Source organism: Legionella sp. JM-2024 (assembly GCF_055389095.1).
Genome location: NZ_AP039388.1, coordinates 2,108,743 through 2,132,397, shown reverse-complemented (window position 1 = coordinate 2,132,397; position 23,655 = coordinate 2,108,743). Strand labels below are relative to the sequence as shown.

The following is a 23,655-nucleotide window of genomic DNA, read 5'->3' as shown; positions in this document are numbered from 1 at the left end:
ATACATGAATCATTTCACAGTATTGATTGAAGAAATAGCTTCGTATTTACAAAAGAACAAATGGCAATTAGTGACTGCGGAATCTTGTACGGGCGGCTTAATTTCAAGTTGTCTTACGGAGATGCCTGGGAGTTCCCTTTGGTTTGAACGCGGTTTTGTTACCTACAGTAATTTAGCGAAAGAAGAGATGTTGTCTGTCGATCATGAGTTAATAAAAGCCTATGGTGCAGTGAGTGATGAAGTGGCATTGGCTATGGCTGTTGGAGCGTTGCAGTACAGCGCCGGTGATATTGCTGTATCGGTCACTGGTATTGCTGGCCCAGACGGAGGTAGTATTGAAAAACCAGTGGGTACCGTATGCTTTGGCTGGGCTGTCCGAAATCATGATCAGTACACTTCAAGACAGCAATTCTCAGGAAATCGGCAAGAGATACGCTTGAGCGCCTGTCTCCATGCTTTAAATGGAGTACTCTCCGCTCTTAGAAGAATCTGGGGCGCTCCGAATCATTAACCAATTTATTATTTATAATAAAATTCTTGTTTTTGCCATTCAGTTAATAAAAATTACAATAAATCTCTTGCATAACCAGTACATTTTGTTTTATAGCTGTATCGCGAGTATTTCCATGGGGCAAATAGACAAAAAATGAAAATTTTTGTGTCCTCGAAAAACTTGCTTCTTGTTTTAAACTAAACCTAAAGTTCATACAAGAAAAGTAATGATTTGTTTAATTAGAATAATAGGAATAAATATGAGTCAATATACAAGGTTGTTTGAGTTTTTAAGTGATCTGATTGATATCCAGATTAAAAAATATGTTGATCTCGCAAAGCTTAAGGTTGGTGAGGATGCGATAATAAGTGCTGCTCTCATACATGAAGAGGTGAATGAGTTATTAGGATTCGCAGAGAAATTGTTAACGGCAATAGAAACCAACTCAAAATCTGATGCAATGGATAGTACTACTTTTGATAGTGTTTTTGAGCAAGTAAAATTTTATGTAGAGCAAGAACATTTGAGATCCTATGCGGAATGGCTGCTTATTGAAAATAACTCTAAACAAACTGTCTACGCCAGGACAAAAGAACAATTATCCCGGCTTTCGGAGATTAAGAGTATCGATACAGGGTTGTCGCAGCCAGTTACTGAAATACAGAGGCAATGTCAACATGATAGTATTCAGGTGGTTTATTCTATTTTAAATTTGGCGATAGAGCTAAGGAATGATCCCAAAAAGGAATTTGATAGTATACCTGAGGAGACACTAAGAACATTAAGGAGCAATGCGACAAAGAGATATATTGAATTACAAGATGAAATTGATGAATTGCATCAGAAAAGTAAAGAGTTTTTACAACAGTTAGATATGGAAGTTTTTAATGCCGAATTATCGTTTGACTCTGCAAAATTGAAGTCAAAAGATCATGATCTTAAATTAAAAAGTTTACTAAGTCATTATAAAGAAATTACTTCCCCTTCCCAATCTCTCCCATCAAAGGAAAAGGTCGATAAGAATAGCGTTTCAACCAAGAAAGATGTTTCAAAAGATGTGCCTGTGAAAGAAAGCTCATTCTTTTCACCAAGTAATTTATTATTCTTTGGTGCAGTAGCCTTGGCTGCGGTTATCTTTGTTCCCAGATTATTAACACAGTTTAAGGCCAATAAATTATGATCTAGCTAACATTTCAGGTTTTTTCATAATGGTAAAGTCAGAACATGCGTTTACTCCATTCTGAATAAATTGGGGTAGACGTCGTGCTGACGAAAGGGCTCAGTATTTATTAGACTTCTTTCCGAACTCTACTGCAGAGGAGAATTGCTTCGTCGATACGGTGCGCGAATCGCCAGGTGTACACGCCAGTTCTCCTCGCACTTCTCTCCTCAGCAAATTTGGAAAAGAAGCCTATTCTCAGGTGATAATTTTTTTATTGTAACAGAACGATTACCGTTTGCTGCCTATTCACATCTGTGTGATAATTTTGTTCTTGCACACATTACAAATTGGAATAAATTATGGAAGAGAATAAACAAAAAGCATTATCGGCTGCACTTTCACAAATCGAGCGTCAATTTGGCAAGGGTTCTGTGATGCGTATGGGTGATAGCACGGTTTCACGGGATATAGAAGCAATTTCTACAGGTTCATTAGGTCTTGATATTGCTTTGGGGATTGGTGGTCTGCCAAAAGGGCGTATAGTTGAAATTTATGGCCCCGAATCGTCAGGTAAAACTACATTAACTCTTCAAGTAATTGCTGAGTGTCAAAAAATGGGTGGTACAGCAGCATTTATTGATGCCGAGCACGCTTTGGATCCAAGTTATGCCCAAAAATTAGGGGTTAATGTGGATGAGCTTTTGGTTTCTCAACCTGATACTGGTGAGCAAGCTCTGGAAATCACTGATATGTTAGTTCGCTCTGCAGCTGTAGATGTTGTGATAATTGACTCGGTTGCTGCATTGACTCCTAAAGCGGAAATTGAAGGGGAAATGGGAGACTCCCATGTGGGCTTGCAAGCCCGTCTTATGTCACAAGCGTTGCGCAAATTGACTGCGAATATCAAACGCTCCAATACTTTGGTGATTTTTATTAACCAGATTCGCATGAAAATCGGTGTGATGTTTGGTAGTCCTGAAACCACTACAGGTGGCAATGCTTTGAAATTTTATGCTTCTGTGCGTTTGGATATTCGTCGCATCGGCTCCATTAAAAAAGGTGAGGAAATATTAGGTAGTGAAACACGGGTTAAAGTAGTTAAAAACAAGGTGGCACCACCGTTTAAAGTAACAGAATTTGATATTTTATATAATGAAGGTATCTCTCGTGAGAGTGAGGTTATTAATTTAGGTGTTCAACTGAATCTGATTGAAAAATCAGGCGCCTGGTATAGTTATAAGCAAGAAAAAATTGGTCAAGGTAAAGATAATGCCAGATTATACTTGAAGGAAAACCCACAAGTGGCTGCCGAGATCGAGCAACAAATTCGCACTGAAATGTTAGAAAAGAAATTGTCTATGTTGACCGGTGCGTCAGAAGACATTTTTGAGGCGGTAGATGACTAAAGCATTCAATAGTGCCTTGCGCCTGTTAAGCAGGCGTGAGCATGGTGCTATGGAGTTATACGATAAATTGTTGCAAAAGGGATTTGGTTCCAAGGACGCTCAAGAGGCTTTGGAGGAATGTCAACGCCTTGGGTATCAAAGCGATGGGCGTTTTGTGGAGATCTATATCCGATCGCGAATTCACCAAGGGTATGGGCCTTTAAAAATTAGACAGGAATTAAAAAGCAAAGGAGTAGACAGCGATCTTATTCAGAGTCTTTTGCAGCAGGAAAACAGGGATTGGGTTCATTATGCCTTGCAAGTGTGGCAGAAAAAGTTTAAGGGACAGGATGATTTCTCTTTGAGCGAAATACAAAAACAGCAACGTTTTTTGCTGTATCGTGGGTTTGATAGGGATGTTATTTCAAAGGTATTTAAAGAGGTTAACCTTCTTAATTAACTTGACTATTTTGAACCGGATCCCGTATAAAAGGCAATGTTTTATAGGGGTAAAGCTCGTTTAGATATTAAAAGCATGGCATGCCTTTAATATTGAACTCACGTTAATTAACTCAACTGGTAAGTAGTAAAAATGAAAAGTTCTGAAATTAGACAAGCATTCCTGGATTATTTCGTTCAGCGCAGTCATCAATTAGTCGCATCGAGTTCTTTGATTCCTTCTAATGACCCCACCTTATTATTTACAAATGCAGGCATGGTGCAATTTAAGGATCTTTTTCTAGGGCTTGAAACCCGTCCTTACCAACGTGCTGTTACAGCACAGCGCTGTGTTCGCGCAGGTGGTAAACATAATGATTTAGAAAATGTTGGATACACAGCAAGACACCATACATTTTTTGAGATGTTGGGTAATTTTAGTTTTGGCGATTATTTCAAACGAGAAGCAATTCAATATGCCTGGGAATTTTTAACTGAAGTTCTGCGTATACCAACAGAACGATTGTGGGTCACCGTCTATAAAGAGGATCTTGAAGCAGAAGACATTTGGTTAAAGGAAATGAAGGTGTCTCCTGAACGTTTTTCCCGGTGTGGAGAAAAAGATAATTTTTGGTCAATGGGGGATACAGGGCCTTGTGGGCCATGCACAGAAATTTTTTATGATCATGGCCCCGAAGTAGCTGGTGGCCCCCCAGGCAGTCCAGAGGAGGACGGGGATCGTTATATAGAAATATGGAATCTGGTATTTATGCAGTTCAACAGAGACAGGGAAGGGTGTTTGCATCCGTTGCCAAAACCTTCTGTTGATACTGGTATGGGCTTAGAAAGACTTGCTGCGGTTATACAAGGTGTTCACAGTAATTATGAGATTGACAGTTTCCAATATTTAATTAAAGCCATAGCAAAATTGGGATATAATATTGATTTAAACCATACCTCACTAAAAGTAATCGCTGATCATATTCGTTCTTGCTCTTTTTTAATAGTTGATGGAGTTTTGCCTAGTAATGAGGGGAGAGGATATGTATTAAGAAGAATTATTCGCAGAGCGGTCAGACATGGAAATAAATTAGGTTTACCCAGCCCATTTTTTTCTAAGCTTGTACAACCCTTAATTGATGTGATGGGAGATGCTTACCCAGAGTTAATCAATTCCAAGGCGCATATTGAAAGAATTTTGCAGCAAGAAGAAAATCAGTTTGTCCGCACTTTGGAACAAGGATTGCGATTATTGCAAGATCATATTAAAAACCTGAGTGATAACAAGTTGTCAGGGCAAGTCGCATTTAAATTATACGATACTTATGGTTTTCCTATAGACCTGACAGCAGACATTGTTCGTGAGCAAGGCTTGCATATCGATATGGATGGATTTAACCAATTGATGCAACAACAGAGAGAACAATCACAAGCTGCAAGTCAATTTACTACCGACTATCATGCGGCTTCTCAATTAGATCATCAGTCGGAGTTTCATGGGTATGAAAAGGTAGCCATAGACGCACAGATTATTGGATTGCTTCAAGAAGGCCATGAGGTGAAATCTATTAATAAAGGTGCGAAAGGGGCTGTGATTCTTGATCACACTCCCTTTTATGCTGAAAGTGGTGGTCAGGTCGGTGATAAAGGGTTGCTGACAGGAAAAGGATTTTCTTTTCAGGTAGATGACACACAAAAAGTAGGTCAAGCTGTAGTGCATTATGGAGAAGTTATTAAGGGTGAATTAGCTTTACAGTTATCAGTCCGTGCCCAAGTAGATAATTTAAGACGCGATTCTATTCGTTTGAATCATACAGCAACTCATTTGTTGCATGCCGCTTTAAAAAAAGTGGTTGGACAACATGTTCAACAAAGAGGATCCTTAGTTGATGCGGAGCGCGCACGTTTTGACTTTTCCCATTTTGAGGCATTGACTTCTCAGCAAATCCAACAAATTGAAGAAGTAGTTAATGAACAAATTAGGGGCAATAATGAAGTTGTAACGCAAGTGATGGACATTGAATCTGCCAAGCAAAGTGGCGCCGTTGCGCTATTTGGGGAAAAATACTCCGATGCTGTACGTGTATTATCCATGGGGGATTTTTCCAAAGAACTTTGTGGGGGAACACATGCACGACGTACTGGTGATCTAGGTCTGTTTAAGATCATAACGGAATACGGAATTGCCAGTGGTGTTAGGAGGATTGAGATGGTAACTGGTCGTTATGCATTAGCTTGGGTAAATGAGCAACTAGGACTTATGAATAATCTTGCTATTACTCTTAAAACAACACCAAATGCTCTACAGGAAAAAGTCTCGCAATTATTGCTTGATAATAAAAATCAGGAAAAAACAATTGCAAAACTCCTAAGTGAGAAGGCAAAACAATCGGGCTCAGATATTCTGACGGAAGTGCAGCAAGTCAATGGTATCAATTTATTAGTCAAGCAGATGGAGGGTATGGACAGCCAAACCATGCGTAATACTCTGGATCAGTTAAAATCAAAAATTGATTCTGCGGTAATAGTATTATTTACTGTTGATCAAGACAAAATGAACGTGATTGCCGGAGTAAGTAAAAATATCATAGGCAAAGCACCAAGTGCTGCTCAGTTAGTAAAACATCTTTGTGGCAAAGGTGGTGGAAGGGATGATATGGCTCAAGGCGGGGGTATTGTACCCGAAGATTTGAACAACAAGATTCAAGAAATAAGAAAAATGATTGAAAGCTGTTAAGAGGTTTCAGGTTGATTTTAAAACAATTATCTATAGATTTGCTATACTAAACATACTAACTCACGAATGAGCACTATGATGAATGAGCTATTGAATTTGATCGCATTGATAGTAGTTTTTGGGGTAGGTCTATGGTTAATTAATGTCTTCATACCCATGCCTGGTGCAATTAAAAGCCTTTTGAATGTATTGGTATTAATTGTTTTAATAATATACATTTTGCAGTTTTTTGGGGTAATAAAAACAATACTGCCAATGATTAGAATCTTAAAGTGATTTGTTTTATTCGCCTGCTTTTTTGAATTTTTTTCTGTTTTTTGTTGCTTAATAAACTAATTGAAATTTAAGTACCCTAAAACTGATTTAGGGTACTTATTATAATTATGTTTTACATACCGGAACCACTGCCCATTGACAATGTTCCCTCTAAACTCTTGTCATCAGGTGTTTCCATTATAAATTCAAGTGTGGTTTGTTTTTCATCATTATCTGTTTCAGTGACCTTAGTATAAAGACCTTTTTCAGGATCAGCATAATGAGAGAAGCTTAATGTCTCAGGGGCAAAATAATCTTCACCTCGGTGCTTCTTAGACCAACCTTGTTTATCTTGGAAGGATTCTTCAAGTTCTGTCATTCTTAGACCAGATGAATAGTCATAGGTTACAGCCGTTGCGCTTGCTTTGACCTGCAGTGGAGTATTAGGTAAAAGCTTGGACAATTCTTTGGTAAATTTATGTGAGAAACTACTATCAATATCCTCTTTACTGATGTTATCAAGAGTATGAACCTTTTTTTGATTGGCGCTTCTTGCTGCATAACACATGCTTAAATCAATAATTAATGGCTCTTCTCGATGGATATCAATATGCTGTGCAACAAACTTGGCTAGATCTTGGTATGAAATAGGATATTTTTTCCCAGAAGCTGTTTCTAAATAAGCATTATCGGTATCGTGTGGATAGCCGTGAGCACAAATCATCATTTTTTGACTTTGAGCTAAATCGGATGCGATGAGTTCAGAATAATTCAGCTCGCCTTTTTGAATGGTTTCAGCAATACTGTGATAGAAAATATTGTTATCTTGTACAAGCACTTTAGTGGAGTTGGCACCGAATGCACCAATAGTACTGTAAAGGCTGCGCATGGTTTTAGCCATTAAGGTTGGGCTGGTCAATGGTATTCCCTCCCACCATGTACTACCAGGTTGAGCACGGTCAAGAATTTTAGGGTTTATAGTGGGGAATTGTGTATCTGTATCACTTTGGAATGCAAGGACTGTAACTTTCTCATTTTTTCCATACTCAAAAGCAGACTTGGCTCGATCAGAAAATAAGGTGAAACCATAACGAGGCATTGTGTATTCTCCCATTGGAATGAATATATTATAAATAAATTGATCAAAATGATACCAGTAAAAAATTAAGGTTTAATTAAGAAATGCTGAAATGCGCAATTTTTAACAGTGAATTAAATATGACCACATGATAGTATTTACTCAAAATTTAATCGGAGAACTAGTTATGCCAGGACCTTATAGCACTCATATAATAGTCAATGTGTTTCGTTGTGTTTCCCAATTGGTCTTTCAATTACCTGATTTGCTAAATAGCCCAGGGGTATTCAGGATAGCGGGCTCCAAAGAAGAATCAGAAATGTTGCTTGAACGAATAATTGCTAATGATTTTAATTTGGAAATACTAACGGATTATGTCATAGAGAGTGGTCGCGTTAATAATTTGCATCTGAATAATATTTTAGGAATGTTGACTTTAGTTCTTAAGGAAAGTGTATTGTTGAATCCAGAAGATACATTACTCACCGTTTTTACTAAAGAGCTAAAAACTCTATTAAATTCTGATATAAGTAAAGTTGAAAATAAAAAAGCTGCAACTCAACTCCTGGATCATTTTATTGACTCATTGTTACTTTCAAAAATACTTGACCATCAAAGAGTGGGCGAAATTCTTTATCATTATTGTTATTTAATGCATACAGCAGGAAACTTTCATGAAAGCAATCGGATGACATGGGAAAATCTTGCAATTATTTTGGCTCCGCATTTTACTGATGAATTAGGGTTATACCCTGCAGAGGATCTGCTTGGATTAGCTCAATTTACCAATCAATTGAGGCCGATGTTAGAATATTTTATTGCACATCCTAATACTGGAATTCCTTTTAAAGAAAGGCATGCAAATAAATTAGAGCATTTAGCTGATACTCGACATACTGTGATTGAAAAATTAACAAACATGGGGGAAGTAGCCAGGAAACAGGTTACTACTCCTATGAAAAGCTTGATGTTACAAGCGTCTATGTTGCAAGCTCAGGTTGATGTTGTGGAAAATCAGTTGAAGAATTCTTCACTTAAAAGGAATGATAAAAAAGAATTAACCAGACAGCTTATAGAATTAACAGAAGAGTTGAAAAAAATTAATTTGGAAATTTCTGAATTAACAGGAAAAATTAAAATAATGAATCATGACAGTTCAGTGCTACATGAAGAAATTAGAATGATTTCGCGTTCAGAGGACGCTGTACGGAAGCCTCATACGCAACAATCTGTGGCATCCTCGTCGAAAATCAGCAGTTCAATCAGAATTGAATTAGGGATTTTTGGCAATAATCAACCTACTTCATCTGCTTATTTAGCGCCTGCTACTGAGGAAGAAATAACTGCTACAAGCGATTACAGCAGTTCTGTAAGCACGAAATTGACTTAAATCGATTGCTTTTGATTTTTCATTTTACTTTTTATCTCTTAGGCTCAGCATGAACTGAGATCTGAGAGATTCTATAGTGGTATTATGTCATTTACTTCCAGAACTGATGTATCCCCACGAAAGGGGGCGTAAGTCCTGTTATAGTGTTCCCATTTTTTTATAAATAAAAAAAGGAAGTCTTGTGATGACAGCCATTATAACTCGCCAGAAACCTGGATAGTAAAATAGTCTTTTATTATGATTTATTTTTTGCCAACATGCCTTTGCACAGTCATCTGGGCGGGCAGCATAAAAAATTCCTGGTAATCCGTAAGTTTGTTTTGTGTCAATATATCCAAGACGAGCGATGGTGATGTGCTGATTCTTCGGTGCTGTTTGTTGTAACCCCTGGAGAAATATTTCAATTGCCGCTTTACTGGCACCATAAAGACTATTCTTGGCGCGTCCACGACAAGCGGCAACGGAACTTAAATACAGTATATGATGTTTTTCTTGCATGGATTGTAAATAGGCGTTAATTAAAATTGCAGTAGAAGATACATTGGTATCAATTAAATGTTTTATTGATTGCAGTTTTAAGTGATCATTACCTGTAAAATCACTATGTGCAACAAACAAGTCTAGTTCTCGTTCTTCTGTTTTTAATATTGTAAGCAATTGTTCAGTGGATTGAGAAAAATCAACGAGAGTTGTTTCACATTTAATTTTATATCGTAATTGAATGTCTTTGGCGATTAAGTCTAGCTGTTCCGAGTTTCGTCCAACCAGGCGCAAATGATTCCCCGCTTCTGCAGCAAGATGAGCAAATTGCTCTGCAATAGCAGAGGTCGCTCCTAAAATAACCCATGTTCTTTGTGTCATTTTACTATTCCTAAACGTTGAGCCAGATCAGATCGCATAGGGCATTGATATTTTGTGAGTACTTGAACAAATTTTGCTGCATTTCCATACATTTTGTGGTATTGCTCCGAGCTTAATAATAAATCTTTAGCTAAATAAATGCGCCCATTGTTTTCTGAAATCACTTGATTCATAGACCTAATAGCAGTTTTGGCTTGAGAGTTATTGATAAAGTCAATAGCCAAGGTAAACCCTGGTTGACAAAAGGAAAGCAAACCTTCTCCATGTTGTGTCAATAATTTGAGTACAGTGAGGGTCGGAGTCGCATTATAATTTCTAATGATGCGTATCAAGTGATTAATAATTTGTATCGCATTGCTTTGATCAAATACTGCTTGAAATTGAATTAGCCCTTTTGGCCCGTAGAGCCTGTTCCAATGTAAAATTTTATCCAGAGGGTTATTGTATTGAGTAAGGCTAAGTATCTCTTTTACTTGTTTCCTTGAATAAAAATATTGGTTAAACCATTTCATGTTCCATTTTTTAATAAGACTAAATGGTAATTTTGGCAGGCTATAAGTCTTTAATTCTCTATTAGATTTGACGTCTGATTCACAATAGTTGGCCATAGATAAAATGGCACGTGGAGCTGAGCTTAACAAGTCTATCCAGGCCACTTGGTAATCTTGTTTCAGGCCAAAGTTAACCATGCTTTCAATCAGGGTGCCTATTGAAATAAATTGTTGATGCTCGACCTGAAGGAAGCGAGATGCTTTTTTTAGACGAATAGCTGCTCGTGTAATAATGCCAGTTAAACCCAAGCCCGCAATACTGGCATAAAACAAATCGCTGTTCTCCTTACGATTACAATGCACAATTTTATCGCCAATCAGTAAATCTAACCATATGATGTGATGACCGAAACTACCATCAATATGATTATTTTTACCATGGACGTCATGAGCCACTCCACCAGCTACAGTCGCAAATACTGTACCGGGAAGAACAGGTGGGATAAATTCGTCGTCTAGTAAAAACAGATCTTTAAAGGGGGTTCCGCCTTGGCATATTAAAATACCTGTTTTGACATTGAAATCGATTAAATGATTAAAGCGAACAGTATCAATCACTATCCCTTCATTGTTCAAACAACTGTCACTGTAACTTAGTCCCCCTCCTCTCGCCAGCATATTCTTAGGCTTATTTTGGGTAATATAGTGGATAAGTTCCCGCTCGTTATCTGGCCTTATGCAATGAGACTCACCATATGTTGCGCGTGTAAAATTAGTCAATGTGATTTTTTTGCTACGCATACTAAACTATTATTTTATGACGAACGGATATTGGAGTGTCTCATGATTTTTTTATTATTGAAACAGGATCAAAAGACAAAGGGTGTCTATAATTAAATCAGATTCCAATTAAGGACTTCATGATGAATAAAGTATCAACTCTTTTTGTTATTTTATCCTTTTCGCTATCTGCATTTGCTGTTGATTTACCATCGGTAGATGAAGGTGCAAATCAATTAAATACGGATGAATGTGTTGCTGACAATTATCAGCAATGTTTAAACGATATTTGTATAACCTCGGACGAAATTGATTGCAATTCCAATTGTCAAAGTATGGCTGAAGATAAATGCCAACAACAAGCAGATGATTGAATAACCATTTCTTATTCTTTAATTAATGTTGGTGCACTATCTTTTATTTACCAGAATAGTCTTCATAGAAAGTTTTTTATCTAAAATACAATACTGTCTGGATAAATCATTATGTCAATTGATTGACAGAGTCAAATTTAATCAATAGACCTCTTGCATAACCTGTCTCTTATATTTTATTAGGGTCTGTTTACATTCTAGCGAAATGTAAACAGACCCTACTGTTTTGTAAGGGTTTCTGTGGTGCTCATTTACTCTATGTAAACTCCGCTCCTCGAAACCTTTACGCTTTGCACCAAAGCAAAATATACAGGTTATGCAAGAGGCCTAATGAATTAAACATCAATTCCTGAATGATATGCTTGATTTATGGATTTACTGGAATGGCACGAGCTTTGCATGGGATAGTCAGCAGACAGTTGTTCAGTGTTGAGAAAGTAAAATTTAAATTATCGACAGCAGAGCATAAAAATGAACTCTGAAAATATTGTTAGATGCAAATGGATTACTTATGGCTGAGAAAGATGTGTTATCACAAGAAGAGATAGATGCATTACTGGATTCAGTTGATGAGTCAATTGATGACGATACAGAAGATGCAAATGAGATCTCTGCAAATAAACAAACAGATCGTAAACAACAAAAGGTTCCTGCTAATCAAGAAATTGACTCTTCTATTGATTCCGATAAAACAGCGGCAGAAGATGGGATAAAAACGTTAAAGTTTACTGGTCAAGAGCGTATAGTCAAAGGACAACTTCCAGTATTAGACAAAATTTATGATAGAGCAGTACGTCTATTTGCAGCAGATATCTATCATTTAACTGCCAGAGATTTCGAAATTAAACAAGACCCGCTCTTAATTACGAAACACAAAGAGTTTATGAAAGGTTTACCTAATCCTAGTTTGATTGGCATATATAAGTTTAAGCCTCTACGAGGGAAAGGAATTATTTTGTTTGACAGTACTTTTGTGTACGATTTAGTGGATTACTATTTTGGTGGAAGCAGTCAGTTCTGTGCCCAAAAAGACAAGACGGACTTTACCGCCACTGAAGTACGAGTGATGGATGTAGTCACTAAAAAATTAGTGGCTAATTTAATTCATGCATGGGAACCGATAATTCAGCTCGATATCGCGAAATTCAATGATGAAACAAACCCTCAATTAGTGAATATTGCTGAGCCAGAGGAAATGTTGCTTGTGGCTCGGTTTACCTTAAATTTTGGTAAGGAAACAGGGTCGTTTTATTTTATATTACCTTATTCCATGCTTGAACCCATCAAACAACAATTGGAGTTAGGCGCGTCACGACCTGATGATGAAATTGATCCGAACTGGATTAATTCCTTAAAAGAAGAACTCATGGATGTTGAATTAACAGTCAGTGCCTCAATGGCTGAGACGATCAGTACCCTAGGTAAAGTAATGTCTTGGCAAGTGGGAGATTTTGTACCTTTGGAAATGAATGAGGTGGTAACTCTGGATATAGAAGGAACACCAAGTTTTACCGCGACATTAGGCAGTGCCAATGAAAAACGAGCTTTGAAAATTATTAAAATGATAAGTTATTAGGGGAGTACGAATGACGCAAGTTCAAGAATCAAACATGGAGCAGTTAAATCAAGATCAATCTCTGAACCAAGATCCTGGTAATGAGAAATTGGAATTAATTCTGGATATCCCTGTGTCAGTGACCGTTGAAATAGGCCGTACCAAAATGACTATTCGTAATTTACTGCAGTTAAATCAAGGCGGAATTGTGGCACTTGATCGATTGGCAGGTGATCCACTGGATGTGTTAGTGAATGGGACTTTAGTTGCGCATGGTGAAGTAGTCGTGGTTAACGATAAATTTGGTGTACGACTAACTGATATCGTCAGCAAGGCAGAGCGGATAAAACGTCTTAAATGAAAAATAAAATACAACATTTGACTTTTTTAAGCTTGTGCCTAACTTGTACCGTGACTTGGTCATCATCCTCCTTTAATTCAAATGGGATTAGTCATGGTGAGTTGTTACGAATTATTTCGGGGCTTTTGTTTGTTTTATTTATTATTGTTTTTTTATCTTGGATAGTGAAGCGCTTACATGGGGTGAATGTTACTTCATCTAAAGGGTTTCAGACGGTTGGAAGTATGATTTTAGGCCCCAGGGAAAAAATTGTATTACTGAAAATTGGTGACAGATATTTATTAGTAGGTGTTGGTTCGTGTTCTGTTAATATCTTATATGATTTTGGTAATCAACTTCCTGAAGGATTTGATGTGGATAATAAGTCCTCTTCCTTTGCAGACATACTAAAATCGGCAATAGGAAAATCATAAATGAAAATTAAAAGTTGGTTTCTGATTTTTATATTGTTTTTCTTATTACCCTCAGCAGGTTATACCGACCCTTTATCACTCCCCGCAGTCACCATGCAGCCTGGTCCAAATGGCTCACAATCTTATAGTGTCAATCTGCAAATTTTAATTTTTATGACTGTGCTGACCGTTTTGCCAGGATTATTGATGGCGATGACGTCTTTTACTAGGATAATTATCGTCCTGTCAATTTTACGGCAGGCGATAGGAATGGCACAGACACCTACCAATCAAATATTAATTGGCATCGCTTTGTTCATGACTTATTTTGTCATGTCTCCTGTATTTTACAAAATTAATGAAACCGCAGTGCAACCTTACATGGCGGAAAAGATGAATTTTTCTGAGGCAATGTCTAATGCACAAATTCCCCTACGTCAATTTATGCTAAATCAAACAAGAAAAAATGATTTATCTTTATTCGAAAAATTTGCTCAAAATGTTCCAAAAACTCTGGATGAGATCCCCATGAGTGTTCTAATACCGGCATTCATCACAAGTGAGTTAAAAACAGCATTTCAAATCGGATTTATTTTATTTTTACCTTTTTTAATTATTGATCTTGTTGTATCGAGTGTTTTGATGGCTATGGGTATGATGATGCTTTCACCTCTAATCATTTCATTACCTTTTAAAATCATGTTGTTTGTGATGGTGGATGGGTGGACTTTGGTATTGGGTTCACTTGCGTCAAGTTTTGCCCTTTCCTAGGAGGAGGCTACATGACCCCTGAATCAGTCGTTTCTTTATTCAGTGATAGTGTTTATATCATTTTATTATTACTGATGGTATTGATATTGCCAGGATTGATTGTTGGATTAATTGTATCCATGTTTCAGGCTGCGACTCAAATCAATGAAGCCAGTTTAAGTTTTATACCTAAGTTATTCGTTACTTTTTTAGTTTTGATTTTAGCGGGGCCTTGGTTATTAAAGACATTGATTAATTATACGGATTCTTTAATAACCAATATTCCTTATTTAATTGGTTAGAGAAATAAAATGAATCTGGATTATCAAATTATGATTCGCTTAATGAGCCAATTCATTTGGCCCATGGTGCGTATTGGTGGTTTGATGCTTACTGTGCCAGTTTTGTCCTCTGTGTTATTACCGGCACGCATTAAAGTTCTTTTTACTTTTGCTTTAAGTTGTGTGTGTTTCTCTTATGTACCTCAAAACTTATCTTTTGATAATTTTAATGGCCTATATCTGGTTTATCTAGTACAAGAATTATTTTTAGGTATGTTAATGGGATTTGTTTTACAGCTGGTATTTCAAGTGTTTATTATTGGTGGACAAATTATCTCAATGCAAGCTGGTTTAGGCTTTGCTGTGATGGTCGATCCAGCGAGTAAGGCTAGTGTTCCTTTAGTCAGTCAATTGTATTTAATGATGACTACATTAATATTTTTAGCATTGAATGGCCACTTGGCGATTATTGACGCGTTAATAGAGAGCTTTAGGATAATGCCAGTGGGCAAGGCTTCCCTGGATATGTCAGTTATATGGAGCGTGATTGTATTTTCGGGGTGGATGTTTAAAGAAGCTGTGTTAATTTCAATACCCGCAATTTTATCATTGCTTATTGTAAGCTTGTCTTTTGGAATTATGACTCGTGTTGCCCCACAATTAAATATTTTTTCTTTGGGTTTTCCTATTACGTTATTAATGAGTTTTGTCATCATAAAAATTAGTTTGTCTACTGTGGGGGCAGAAATGGTAGAGAGCATTAAGCACGGAATGCAATTTATAATAGGGATGCTGCATTGATGGCAGATGAAGAACAGTCACAAGAAAAAACGGAACAACCCTCAGCCAAGAGATTGAAGGAATCCCGAGAAAAAGGGCAGGTTGCTCGTTCAAGAGATTTTAATGCGACAGTAATTTTATTATTTACTGGCCTTAGTTTTTTAATTTTTGGAAAGCAATTAACTACCCAATTGGCCACTATGATGCAATGGGCATTTATTTTTGATCGAGAAGTCCTTTTTGCTCCAAATTATTCATTAGAACGATTGTTCCTCTTAGCAAAAGCTGGGCTTTGGTCTCTTGTTCCTCTATTAGCGGTTATTTTTATTTTATCCCTGCTAGCACCATTGCTTATGGGTGGATGGGTTTTTAGTGGACAATCAGTGCAACCAAAATTCTCAAGATTAAATATATTGAAAGGCTTTAAGCGCATGATTTCTTTAAAGGGAGTTATTGAAATGCTTAAGGCGCTTTTAAAATTCATCTTAGTGGCAAGTGCGTCCATGATAGTACTTAAATTGCAAGTTCCATTGTTGCTTGAGCTAGGAAAAGCGCCATTAGAAACTGCAATCAGTAGTGGCTTATTTATTATTTTAAAGTCTTTTGTGTTGATTTCCGCAAGTTTGATATTAATTGCAGCAGTAGATGTTCCATTCCAATTATATGAACATAGTAAATCCATTAAGATGACAAAACAGGAATTAAAAGATGAATACAAAGAAACGGAAGGAAAGCCTGAGGTAAAAAATGCGATACGTCGGGCACAGCAAGAAGTTGCAAGGCGACGGATGATGAGTGAGGTACCCAAGGCGGATGTTATATTAACCAATCCTACTCATTATGCCGTTGCTATTAGTTACCAAAAAAAAGGAAAGAAAGCGCCAATGGTTATCGCTAAGGGAAAAAACCTGGTCGCCTTTCAGATCTCTAAGATTGCAAACGAGCATAAAGTCCCAGTTATTTCGGTTCCATCGTTGGCTCGAGCCATTTATTTTTCAACAAAATTAAATGCAGAAATTCCTAGAGGGTTATATGTTGCTGTCGCTCAGGTGCTCGCTTATATTTTTCAGCTACGTGACAAACAACGCTACGATTATAAACCGGAAATTTTACAAAATGTACCTATTCCAGCTGAGCTGGCTCGCGAAGCAGAGGAGGATCTTGAGTGAAGAACACAATGCACTATATACAATATTGGATGCGCCAAGGATTTGGTACGCCATTGATACTTATTGTAATGCTCAGCATGATGATGTTACCTTTGCCCCCTTTTTTATTGGATATATTTTTTACTTTTAATATCGCTCTTTCTTTGGTTGTCTTATTAGCAGTTATTTATAGTGAGAGACCTTTGGATTTTGCTGTATTTCCTACTGTGATACTTTTAGCAACCCTGTTAAGGCTGGCACTGAATGTGGCATCTACACGCGTAGTTTTGCTGAACGGGCATAATGGTACAGATGCTGCTGGTCAGGTTATTCAATCTTTTGGTGAAGTGGTGATTGGAGGTAATTACACCGTTGGTTTAGTGGTATTTATTATTCTCGTTGTTATTAATTTTGTAGTTGTGACTAAAGGTGCAGGTAGGGTATCCGAAGTGAGCGCACGATTTACTTTAGATGCTTTACCAGGAAAACAAATGGCTATAGACGCTGATCTAAATGCGGGTTTAATCAATCAGGAACAGGCAATTAAGCGCCGAACGGAAGTAGCACAAGAAGCTGATTTTTATGGCTCAATGGATGGAGCCAGTAAATTCGTTCGCGGAGATGCTATAGCAGGAATATTGGTTTTAATTATAAACATTGTTGGTGGTTTGATAGTAGGCATTTTCCAATACAGTATGAGCTTTAGTGACGCAGTTCATAACTATATTTTATTAACAGTTGGAGATGGTTTGGTTGCTCAAGTTCCTTCATTATTATTGTCTACTGCTGCTGCAATTATTGTTACCAGAGTTTCCAGTGCTCAAAATATGGGTCAAGCAGTCATTTCGCAAGTCTTTGCCAAACCACGTTCGCTGATCATTGCTGCGGGTGTTATTGGATTAATAGGTATAATTCCTGGAATGCCACATATTGCATTTATTTTATTATCAGTAGGGTTAACTGGGATTGCTTATTTGTTTATCAAACAGGAAAACATTAAGCGCGAAAGGCAGGCTGAAGAACAAAATGAACTCCCAACGGTTCTTGATACCGGCGTAAACGAATTATCCTGGGATGATGTTAATCCTGTAGATGTTATTAGCCTGGAAGTTGGTTATCGATTGATCCCTATGGTTGATAATGCCCAAGGAGGCATTTTACTTTCACGAATTAAAGGGGTACGTAAGAAAATATCGCAAGAACTGGGGTTTTTAATACCATCCGTTCATGTTCGCGATAATTTGGATTTAAAATCCAATCACTACAGGTTAAGTTTAGCAGGAGTGATTATGGGTGAAGCAGCGATTCATCCTGATAAATGGCTGGCGATAAATCCTGGTCAGGTATTTGGTGCTTTAGAAGGAATACAAACTCGAGATCCTGCCTTTGGAATGGATGCGGTATGGATTAATGAAAGTCAAAAAGAGCAAGCACATACTTTAGGCTATACAGTAGTTGATGCTTCGACAGTAGTAGCTACTCACTTAAGTATGATTCTAGAACAAAACAGTCAACAGTTACTTGGTTATGAAGAGACACAACAACTTTTGGATAAATTGGCTATAAGCTCTCCTAAGCTGGTTAAAGAATTAATACCCGATGGATTGTCTTTAGGTATGGTCAGCAAAGTATTGCAAGGATTATTATCTGAGCGTATTCCTTTAACTGATATACGCACTATAGTCGAAACTTTGGCGGAATATGCGTCAAAATCTAAGGATACAGATTATTTAATCAGCCAAGTGAGAGTTGCTCTTTCTCGATTAATCACCCAGAAAATCAGTGGATTGGATGAAGAGCTTCCTATTATTACTCTAAAACCTGAATTGGAACAGTTATTGCACACTACTATACAAAATAGTGGGCAGGGTGGCATTAGTTTTGAACCAGGAATGGCAGATAAAATCCAACAATCACTGGTTCAATTTGCTGCACAACAGCAAGCAAAGCAAGAAAGTTCAGTTTTAGTAGTTCAACCAGGTATACGAGCTGTTTTGGCACGATTTGTGCGTACTATATCCAATGACTTTCATGTTTTGTCCTATCAGGAAATACCTGATAACAAACAAATAAGGATAGTTGGAACCGTAGGCTAGTTTCAGACATTGCATAGGTGTGTTGAAGGCAGGAGGCATTATGAAATTAAAACGCTTTGTTGCTGCAGATACTCGCAGTGCCATGCAGCAAATAAAGGCTACTTTTGGCCCTGATGCCGTTATTTTATCTAGTCATAAAGTAAATGACGGGATTGAAATAGTTGCAGCCATTGATTTTGATGAGTCAGTTTTATCAACTCAGGCTGCGGTAGCTATGGCAGAACCACCAAGCCAGACAGAAAAATATCCAGTGCAAACCCCATTAGATGACATGCGTCAGGAGATTTTGACATTAAGGGGGATGCTTGAAGCTCAACTTCGTGGGAATGTGGGTATTCATGAACCTCTACATACGCTTATGCTGCAAAAGCTATTGTATTTAGGTGTCAGTCCTAATACTGCCACAGTTTGGGTTCACTCAGTAAAACCTGATTTGAATCAGCAGAGAGCCTGGCAACATATTCTATCACAAGTGACAGAGCAACTGCCTATGCGTGATTCCAGGAGAATAGAAGAAGGTGGCATCTACGCGTTTGTCGGTCCAACTGGTGTTGGCAAAACGACAACTCTAGCTAAAATCGCAGCACGCTTTGCTTTACGCTTTGGTGCTGATAATTTGGGTTTAGTTACCATGGATACTTACCGAATAGCCGCACAGGAACAATTAGTGCTCTATGGAAAAATTTTGGGAGTTAAGGTTTGTATAGCTCATGATGAAGTATCTTTGGCAAGAATATTGCGTCAATTAAATGACAAAAAATTAATTTTGATTGATACGGCTGGAATGAATCCTGCTGATGAACGTGTGACCAAACAAATGGCCGTATTAAGTAATTATCTGCAATCCATTGCCAAAGTATTGGTACTGCCAGCGACTAGTCATTACCAGGTATTAATTGATGCCATTAAACGTTATCAGGCAAATCATATTGATCAATGCATTATTACAAAATTAGATGAATCTCTTGCTGTGGGTGGTGCTATAAGCGCAGTTATAGAATCTGGTTTGGGTCTGGGGTACTTAACAGATGGGCAACGTGTTCCTGAGGACATCAAAATTGCTACTCGTCACCAGCTTGCTGAATTGCTTGCACAACAAGAGCTTCAGTTGTTTCAGGAGGACAGGGACATCAGCAAAGTAAATCCGAATGTTAGGAGAGAGCGTTATGTCGAAACTTAGCAAAGGTATAAAAGATCAAGCTTCTGGCCTCAGAAGTTTGTCCCGAATCAAGCCTGTTAAAGTGATTGCTGTTTCAGCAGGAAAGGGTGGTGTAGGTAAAAGTAATGTGTCAGTTAATTTGGCTATCGCTCTATCTCAGCTAAATTATAGTGTTATGCTTCTTGATGCTGATTTAGGGTTGGCTAATGTGGATATTATGTTAGGTTTACATACCAAATACAATTTATCTCACGTGATGCAGGGTATATGCCATTTAAGCGACATTATTCTGCATGGTCCAGCTGGTATAAGAGTTATTCCTTCAGCATCTGGAACAGAATTTATGACTCAGCTTAGTTCTGTCGAGCATGCTGGAATAATTGATTCATTTAATGAATTAACTGATGATTTGGATTATATGATTATTGACACAGCTGCGGGAATTTCCGAGACTGTTTTGAGTTTCGCTCGATCATCTCAAGAGTTGATTGTTGTTGTTTGTGATGAGCCGACCTCCTTAACCGATGCTTATGCTCTAATTAAAGTGATGAGTAAGCGGTATGAATGGACTCATTTCCATGTTCTTGCCAATATGGTGAGAAATATAAAGGATGGTCGGGAATTATTTAATAAACTGTTTCGTGTCTCTGAGCAGTTTTTGGATGTGCAGTTAGATTATCTGGGAGCAATTCCATTTGATGAAAATGTTCATAAATCAGTAAAAAAGCAAAATCCTATTTTAATTGCCTATCCTGACTCACCGGCTGCCCTATCTTTGAGAGAATTGGCAGAGACTATCAGTCATTGGACGTTTAAACCATCTTTAGGCGGAAATACCAGTTTCTTTTTAGAGCGTTTGGTTACAGGAGAATTTTAAATTATTCGCTATACTTAAAAGTAGCTGTACTATGTTTGTCTTAGATTTACCAAATTACTAATAATTACAATCTGCTGTTATTGTAAGGAGAGTATCGTGGATGCTTTGGCTGCATACAGCAAAGTAAATCAACAAACCCAGGAAGCGCTGGTAAAAATTCATGCCATATTGGTAAAGCGAATTGCTCATCATTTACTCGGAAGATTGCCGCAGAGCGTACAACTGGATGATTTAATACAATCAGGAATGCTTGGCCTGCTTGAAGCTGCAAGACATTATGATGCATCTAAGGGGGCTTCCTTTGAAACCTATGCAGGAATTCGCATTAGAGGACACATGCTTGATGAAGTGAGGCGAAACGATTGGGTACCACGCTCTGTATATCGCAATTCAAGAATGATTTCCGATGCGGTGCGTATTTTAGAGCATAAACTTGGGCGTGAAGCCAAGGATAATGAAATTGCCGAAGAGATAGGCGTATCATTAAACGAATATCATCACATGCTGCAGGATTCCATTAGTAGTCATTTATACGGCTTTGATGACTTAGGGGTAACAGATGATGTTTTATATGATGAAGAGGGTGGTGGTTTAACAGAACCACATGTCAGTGTGATGCGAAGCGATATGATGAATCGATTGACTCAAGTGATTGATGGTCTTCCTCATAAAGAGCGACTGGTACTGTCTTTGTATTATGAACAGGATTTGAATTTGAAGGAAATTGGTGAAGTGTTGGAGGTTAGTGAATCCAGGATTTCACAAATTCTTAGTCAGGCAACGCATCGCATTAAATCAAGATTACCGGAATAAAAGATAAGTATGGACGCTTTGACCTTAATAGGATTGTTAACAAGCTTTATTGCCATTATCGTGGGCCAAATGTTTGAGGGGGGTGATTTACAATCCTTACTTAATTTCCCTGCCTTACTTATTGTCATGGGTGGAACATTAGGTGCGGTTATGGTGCAAACTCCTTTAACAACTTTTAAAAGAGCATTTAGAATATTGCCCTGGGTATTAAAACCTCCTCATTATAATTTTGAAGAGTGTAGAACGACACTCATAGAATTATCAAGAAAAGCTCGTCAGCTTGGTCTGCTTTCTTTAGAAGATCGTTTGGAGATTGAAACTAATCCTTTAATTCATAAGGGATTGGAGTTACTTGTTACTGGAGTTGACAAGCTAACCCTAAGACAAGTTTTGGAGACGGAAATAGATCGTACGGAACATCATGATTTACGTGCTGCTAACGTATTTGAGAGTATGGGGGGATATAGTCCGACAATAGGGATTCTGGGGGCTGTCTTGGGATTAATTCAAGTGATGAGGAACCTGGCTGACCCGAGTGAGTTAGGATTAGGTATCGCAGTTGCTTTTGTGGCAACTATTTATGGTGTTGGGTTAGCCAATCTGTTTTTTTTACCCATTGCGAATAAATTAAAGAGTTGTATTTCTCGCAAGGTGCATTTTGATGAAATGGTTGTTGAGGGCTTGGTTGCCATGGCCAGTGGTGAGAGTCCCAATATGCTTCAGTTAAAATTAAACAACTTTGGGCAACACAGGCAAAATGAAACCAAAACGAAATAATGATGAAAAGCATGAAGATAATCATAGATGGGTCGTATCTTATGCTGACTTCATTACTTTGTTGTTTGCTTTTTTTGTTGTGATGTATGCTATTTCTTCTGTGAATGATTCAAAGTATAAATCTCTTTCTGAAGGGATGAAATCAGCTTTTAATAAAAAGGATCAAAATAAGGCAACTCAATCAACTGATAATTTAAAAGACGGACCTGAGGAAAAGAAGACGAAAGGAATTTACAAGGATGGACTGGATGATTTAAATAAATCACTTTCTGAAATGGAAGATAGCGATTTCAAGGTGAATAGGCAGGAGGGGTGGGTTGAGATAGATATAAAAGCGGGTTCTTTGTTTGATTCAGGAAGTGCTGATATTAAACCTGAAGCATTAATTAAATTAATGAAGTTGGCTGGGAAAATCAAGGATCTTCATTTCCCAGTGGTCGTTGAGGGGTACACTGATAATGTGCCTATTGAAACGCCACAATACCCTTCTAATTGGGAGTTATCAGCAGCAAGAGCGGCAACTGTTGGTCGAATTTTAAATAATTTTGGGATAGCCAATCATCGCATTTTAGTAACAGGTTATGGAGAACAATATCCAGTGACGGCTAATGACACAGAGGCAGGCAGGAGCCAAAATCGGAGAGTGAATATTCTTATTACCAAGAACCGAAAAGTGGATAGGATTCTTAATCCTGATTTAAGTAGATTACATTTTACTATTATAAGTAATACAAACTCAGTAGAATTAAATAAAAATAATATGGAAATAAGGGATAAAAAATGATGCCTATCATCCTGTTTTTGAATGTTATAATTTTTTTGATTTTAGGTAATTACTTACTAAATCAGCGTAAAGATGTAATTAAATTGCAGGACAAAATTAATTCTTTGGAAAAATTGACTGTTCAAATTGTAAAAGATCATCCTATGTTGATAAATGCTGATTTATTGTTTGCTAAACAGCTTAATGAAATTAACCAGCAATTAATTAGCATGGATAATCAATTACAAGAATTAGAAAACACAAGACATAACGATGGTAGTTATCAACACGCATTGAGAATTCTTGAAATGGGAGGGACACGGGAAGAAATTGTTAATAATTGTCACCTATCAAATGCTGAAGCAGATTTATTAATGAATTTGCAGGCTTATAGAACTGCGTTAAAACATCAGAATTAATGTAGATAGAATCTTACTTTCACTGTAAAATCCCCTATTT

Annotated in this window: 25 protein-coding genes; 22 read left to right on the top strand and 3 right to left on the bottom strand. The window is 37.5% G+C overall.

From position 1 onward, the window contains the following. The first annotated feature begins 4 nt into the window (after nt 1-4). The 6 genes from ACZ5EK_RS09435 (at nt 5) to ACZ5EK_RS09410 (ending at nt 6,491) form a co-directional block, all read left to right on the top strand. On the top strand, nt 5-511 hold the full coding sequence (locus ACZ5EK_RS09435) for a CinA family protein (protein ID WP_464429263.1): 507 nt from the start codon (nt 5-7) through the stop codon (nt 509-511). Between the two features lie 241 nt (nt 512-752). Next, the gene (locus tag ACZ5EK_RS09430; RefSeq protein WP_464429262.1) at nt 753-1,673 is read left to right on the top strand and encodes a hypothetical protein; all 921 of its coding nucleotides are present in this window, start codon (nt 753-755) and stop codon (nt 1,671-1,673) included. A gap of 341 nt (nt 1,674-2,014) precedes the next feature. Beyond that, nucleotides 2,015-3,061, top strand: coding sequence for a recombinase RecA (gene recA, locus ACZ5EK_RS09425; RefSeq protein ID WP_464429261.1), 1,047 nt, complete (start codon nt 2,015-2,017; stop codon nt 3,059-3,061). Beyond that, complete coding sequence (gene recX, locus ACZ5EK_RS09420) at nt 3,054-3,500, top strand: recombination regulator RecX (RefSeq protein WP_464429260.1); 447 nt, start codon at nt 3,054-3,056, stop codon at nt 3,498-3,500. The genes recA and recX overlap by 8 nt, the downstream gene beginning before the upstream one ends. A 132-nt stretch (nt 3,501-3,632) precedes the next feature. After that, entirely contained in the window at nt 3,633-6,215 is a 2,583-nt protein-coding gene (alaS, locus tag ACZ5EK_RS09415; protein WP_464429259.1) for an alanine--tRNA ligase, read from the top strand. Nucleotides 6,216-6,293: 78 nt separating this feature from the next. Beyond that, nucleotides 6,294-6,491, top strand: coding sequence for a Thivi_2564 family membrane protein (locus ACZ5EK_RS09410; protein WP_464432480.1), 198 nt, complete (start codon nt 6,294-6,296; stop codon nt 6,489-6,491). A gap of 112 nt (nt 6,492-6,603) precedes the next feature. On the opposite strand, the gene ACZ5EK_RS09405 is transcribed toward ACZ5EK_RS09410, so the two are convergent. Beyond that, complete coding sequence (locus ACZ5EK_RS09405; protein ID WP_464429258.1) at nt 6,604-7,569, bottom strand: hypothetical protein; 966 nt, start codon at nt 7,567-7,569, stop codon at nt 6,604-6,606. A 166-nt stretch (nt 7,570-7,735) separates the two neighbouring features. Between ACZ5EK_RS09405 and ACZ5EK_RS09400 the strand changes: the two genes are divergently transcribed. Further along, nucleotides 7,736-8,938, top strand: a complete 1,203-nt coding sequence (locus ACZ5EK_RS09400) for a Rho GTPase-activating protein (protein ID WP_464429257.1) — start codon at nt 7,736-7,738, stop codon at nt 8,936-8,938. A gap of 138 nt (nt 8,939-9,076) precedes the next feature. Here ACZ5EK_RS09400 and ACZ5EK_RS09395 read toward each other — a convergent pair whose 3' ends face one another. Next, nucleotides 9,077-9,799 carry an SDR family NAD(P)-dependent oxidoreductase gene (locus ACZ5EK_RS09395; protein WP_464429256.1) on the bottom strand — a complete coding sequence of 241 codons (723 nt, stop codon included), beginning with the start codon at nt 9,797-9,799 and terminating at the stop codon, nt 9,077-9,079. Further along, nucleotides 9,796-11,091 (bottom strand): FAD-binding oxidoreductase, encoded by a 1,296-nt coding sequence (locus ACZ5EK_RS09390; protein ID WP_464429255.1) that lies wholly within the window; start codon nt 11,089-11,091, stop codon nt 9,796-9,798. Before ACZ5EK_RS09390 ends, ACZ5EK_RS09395 begins: the two co-directional genes overlap by 4 nt. 122 nt (nt 11,092-11,213) lie before the next feature. On the opposite strand from ACZ5EK_RS09390, the gene ACZ5EK_RS09385 reads away from it, so the two are divergent. The 15 genes from ACZ5EK_RS09385 (at nt 11,214) to ACZ5EK_RS09315 (ending at nt 23,615) form a co-directional block, all read left to right on the top strand. After that, entirely contained in the window at nt 11,214-11,444 is a 231-nt protein-coding gene (locus ACZ5EK_RS09385) for a hypothetical protein (RefSeq protein WP_464429254.1), read from the top strand. A 511-nt stretch (nt 11,445-11,955) separates the two neighbouring features. After that, on the top strand, nt 11,956-13,020 hold the full coding sequence (gene fliM / locus ACZ5EK_RS09380; protein WP_464429253.1) for a flagellar motor switch protein FliM: 1,065 nt from the start codon (nt 11,956-11,958) through the stop codon (nt 13,018-13,020). 10 nt (nt 13,021-13,030) lie between these two features. After that, nucleotides 13,031-13,360: a flagellar motor switch protein FliN gene (fliN, locus tag ACZ5EK_RS09375; protein ID WP_464424081.1), complete on the top strand. Its 330-nt coding sequence runs from the start codon at nt 13,031-13,033 to the stop codon at nt 13,358-13,360. Further along, nucleotides 13,357-13,773, top strand: a complete 417-nt coding sequence (fliO, locus tag ACZ5EK_RS09370) for a flagellar biosynthetic protein FliO (RefSeq protein ID WP_464429252.1) — start codon at nt 13,357-13,359, stop codon at nt 13,771-13,773. The genes fliN and fliO overlap by 4 nt, the downstream gene beginning before the upstream one ends. Further along, nucleotides 13,774-14,523, top strand: a complete 750-nt coding sequence (gene fliP, locus ACZ5EK_RS09365; RefSeq protein WP_464429251.1) for a flagellar type III secretion system pore protein FliP — start codon at nt 13,774-13,776, stop codon at nt 14,521-14,523. An 11-nt stretch (nt 14,524-14,534) separates the two neighbouring features. Beyond that, a complete protein-coding gene (gene fliQ / locus ACZ5EK_RS09360; RefSeq protein WP_464424078.1) occupies nt 14,535-14,804 on the top strand; it encodes a flagellar biosynthesis protein FliQ in 270 nt (89 codons plus the stop codon). Nucleotides 14,805-14,813: 9 nt separating this feature from the next. Beyond that, on the top strand, nt 14,814-15,584 hold the full coding sequence (fliR, locus tag ACZ5EK_RS09355; RefSeq protein ID WP_464429250.1) for a flagellar biosynthetic protein FliR: 771 nt from the start codon (nt 14,814-14,816) through the stop codon (nt 15,582-15,584). Further along, nucleotides 15,584-16,732 carry a flagellar biosynthesis protein FlhB gene (gene flhB / locus ACZ5EK_RS09350; RefSeq protein ID WP_464429249.1) on the top strand — a complete coding sequence of 383 codons (1,149 nt, stop codon included), beginning with the start codon at nt 15,584-15,586 and terminating at the stop codon, nt 16,730-16,732. Before fliR ends, flhB begins: the two co-directional genes overlap by 1 nt. Further along, nucleotides 16,729-18,807: a flagellar biosynthesis protein FlhA gene (gene flhA, locus ACZ5EK_RS09345; RefSeq protein WP_464429248.1), complete on the top strand. Its 2,079-nt coding sequence runs from the start codon at nt 16,729-16,731 to the stop codon at nt 18,805-18,807. The genes flhB and flhA overlap by 4 nt, the downstream gene beginning before the upstream one ends. Nucleotides 18,808-18,847: 40 nt before the next feature. Continuing rightward, nucleotides 18,848-19,987, top strand: a complete 1,140-nt coding sequence (flhF, locus tag ACZ5EK_RS09340; protein ID WP_464429247.1) for a flagellar biosynthesis protein FlhF — start codon at nt 18,848-18,850, stop codon at nt 19,985-19,987. Further along, nucleotides 19,974-20,843 carry a MinD/ParA family protein gene (locus ACZ5EK_RS09335; RefSeq protein WP_464429246.1) on the top strand — a complete coding sequence of 290 codons (870 nt, stop codon included), beginning with the start codon at nt 19,974-19,976 and terminating at the stop codon, nt 20,841-20,843. The genes flhF and ACZ5EK_RS09335 overlap by 14 nt, the downstream gene beginning before the upstream one ends. Nucleotides 20,844-20,939: 96 nt before the next feature. Then, nucleotides 20,940-21,656: an RNA polymerase sigma factor FliA gene (locus tag ACZ5EK_RS09330; RefSeq protein WP_464429245.1), complete on the top strand. Its 717-nt coding sequence runs from the start codon at nt 20,940-20,942 to the stop codon at nt 21,654-21,656. A 9-nt stretch (nt 21,657-21,665) separates the two neighbouring features. Next, the gene (locus ACZ5EK_RS09325) at nt 21,666-22,433 is read left to right on the top strand and encodes a flagellar motor protein (protein ID WP_464429244.1); all 768 of its coding nucleotides are present in this window, start codon (nt 21,666-21,668) and stop codon (nt 22,431-22,433) included. Beyond that, nucleotides 22,414-23,217, top strand: a complete 804-nt coding sequence (motD, locus tag ACZ5EK_RS09320; RefSeq protein WP_464429243.1) for a flagellar motor protein MotD — start codon at nt 22,414-22,416, stop codon at nt 23,215-23,217. The genes ACZ5EK_RS09325 and motD overlap by 20 nt, the downstream gene beginning before the upstream one ends. Then, on the top strand, nt 23,214-23,615 hold the full coding sequence (locus ACZ5EK_RS09315; protein ID WP_464429242.1) for a DUF2802 domain-containing protein: 402 nt from the start codon (nt 23,214-23,216) through the stop codon (nt 23,613-23,615). Before motD ends, ACZ5EK_RS09315 begins: the two co-directional genes overlap by 4 nt. Nucleotides 23,616-23,655: the final 40 nt, after the last annotated feature.

What these genes read in the sequence shown, in the direction of transcription:
- ACZ5EK_RS09430 (WP_464429262.1), top strand. Translation starts at nt 753, where the DNA reads ATGAGTCAATATACAAGGTTGTTTGAGTTTTTAAGTGATCTGATTGAT.
- motD (WP_464429243.1), top strand. Translation starts at nt 22,414, where the DNA reads ATGAAACCAAAACGAAATAATGATGAAAAGCATGAAGATAATCATAGA.
- alaS (WP_464429259.1), top strand. Translation starts at nt 3,633, where the DNA reads ATGAAAAGTTCTGAAATTAGACAAGCATTCCTGGATTATTTCGTTCAG.
- ACZ5EK_RS09400 (WP_464429257.1), top strand. Translation starts at nt 7,736, where the DNA reads ATGCCAGGACCTTATAGCACTCATATAATAGTCAATGTGTTTCGTTGT.
- fliR (WP_464429250.1), top strand. Translation starts at nt 14,814, where the DNA reads ATGAATCTGGATTATCAAATTATGATTCGCTTAATGAGCCAATTCATT.
- ACZ5EK_RS09390 (WP_464429255.1), bottom strand. Translation starts at nt 11,091, where the DNA reads ATGCGTAGCAAAAAAATCACATTGACTAATTTTACACGCGCAACATAT.
- ACZ5EK_RS09325 (WP_464429244.1), top strand. Translation starts at nt 21,666, where the DNA reads ATGGACGCTTTGACCTTAATAGGATTGTTAACAAGCTTTATTGCCATT.
- flhF (WP_464429247.1), top strand. Translation starts at nt 18,848, where the DNA reads ATGAAATTAAAACGCTTTGTTGCTGCAGATACTCGCAGTGCCATGCAG.
- ACZ5EK_RS09435 (WP_464429263.1), top strand. Translation starts at nt 5, where the DNA reads ATGAATCATTTCACAGTATTGATTGAAGAAATAGCTTCGTATTTACAA.
- ACZ5EK_RS09410 (WP_464432480.1), top strand. Translation starts at nt 6,294, where the DNA reads ATGAATGAGCTATTGAATTTGATCGCATTGATAGTAGTTTTTGGGGTA.
- recX (WP_464429260.1), top strand. Translation starts at nt 3,054, where the DNA reads ATGACTAAAGCATTCAATAGTGCCTTGCGCCTGTTAAGCAGGCGTGAG.
- fliP (WP_464429251.1), top strand. Translation starts at nt 13,774, where the DNA reads ATGAAAATTAAAAGTTGGTTTCTGATTTTTATATTGTTTTTCTTATTA.
- ACZ5EK_RS09405 (WP_464429258.1), bottom strand. Translation starts at nt 7,569, where the DNA reads ATGCCTCGTTATGGTTTCACCTTATTTTCTGATCGAGCCAAGTCTGCT.
- fliQ (WP_464424078.1), top strand. Translation starts at nt 14,535, where the DNA reads ATGACCCCTGAATCAGTCGTTTCTTTATTCAGTGATAGTGTTTATATC.
- fliN (WP_464424081.1), top strand. Translation starts at nt 13,031, where the DNA reads ATGACGCAAGTTCAAGAATCAAACATGGAGCAGTTAAATCAAGATCAA.
- ACZ5EK_RS09335 (WP_464429246.1), top strand. Translation starts at nt 19,974, where the DNA reads ATGTCGAAACTTAGCAAAGGTATAAAAGATCAAGCTTCTGGCCTCAGA.
- ACZ5EK_RS09395 (WP_464429256.1), bottom strand. Translation starts at nt 9,799, where the DNA reads ATGACACAAAGAACATGGGTTATTTTAGGAGCGACCTCTGCTATTGCA.
- flhB (WP_464429249.1), top strand. Translation starts at nt 15,584, where the DNA reads ATGGCAGATGAAGAACAGTCACAAGAAAAAACGGAACAACCCTCAGCC.
- recA (WP_464429261.1), top strand. Translation starts at nt 2,015, where the DNA reads ATGGAAGAGAATAAACAAAAAGCATTATCGGCTGCACTTTCACAAATC.
- fliO (WP_464429252.1), top strand. Translation starts at nt 13,357, where the DNA reads ATGAAAAATAAAATACAACATTTGACTTTTTTAAGCTTGTGCCTAACT.
- ACZ5EK_RS09385 (WP_464429254.1), top strand. Translation starts at nt 11,214, where the DNA reads ATGAATAAAGTATCAACTCTTTTTGTTATTTTATCCTTTTCGCTATCT.
- fliM (WP_464429253.1), top strand. Translation starts at nt 11,956, where the DNA reads ATGGCTGAGAAAGATGTGTTATCACAAGAAGAGATAGATGCATTACTG.
- ACZ5EK_RS09315 (WP_464429242.1), top strand. Translation starts at nt 23,214, where the DNA reads ATGATGCCTATCATCCTGTTTTTGAATGTTATAATTTTTTTGATTTTA.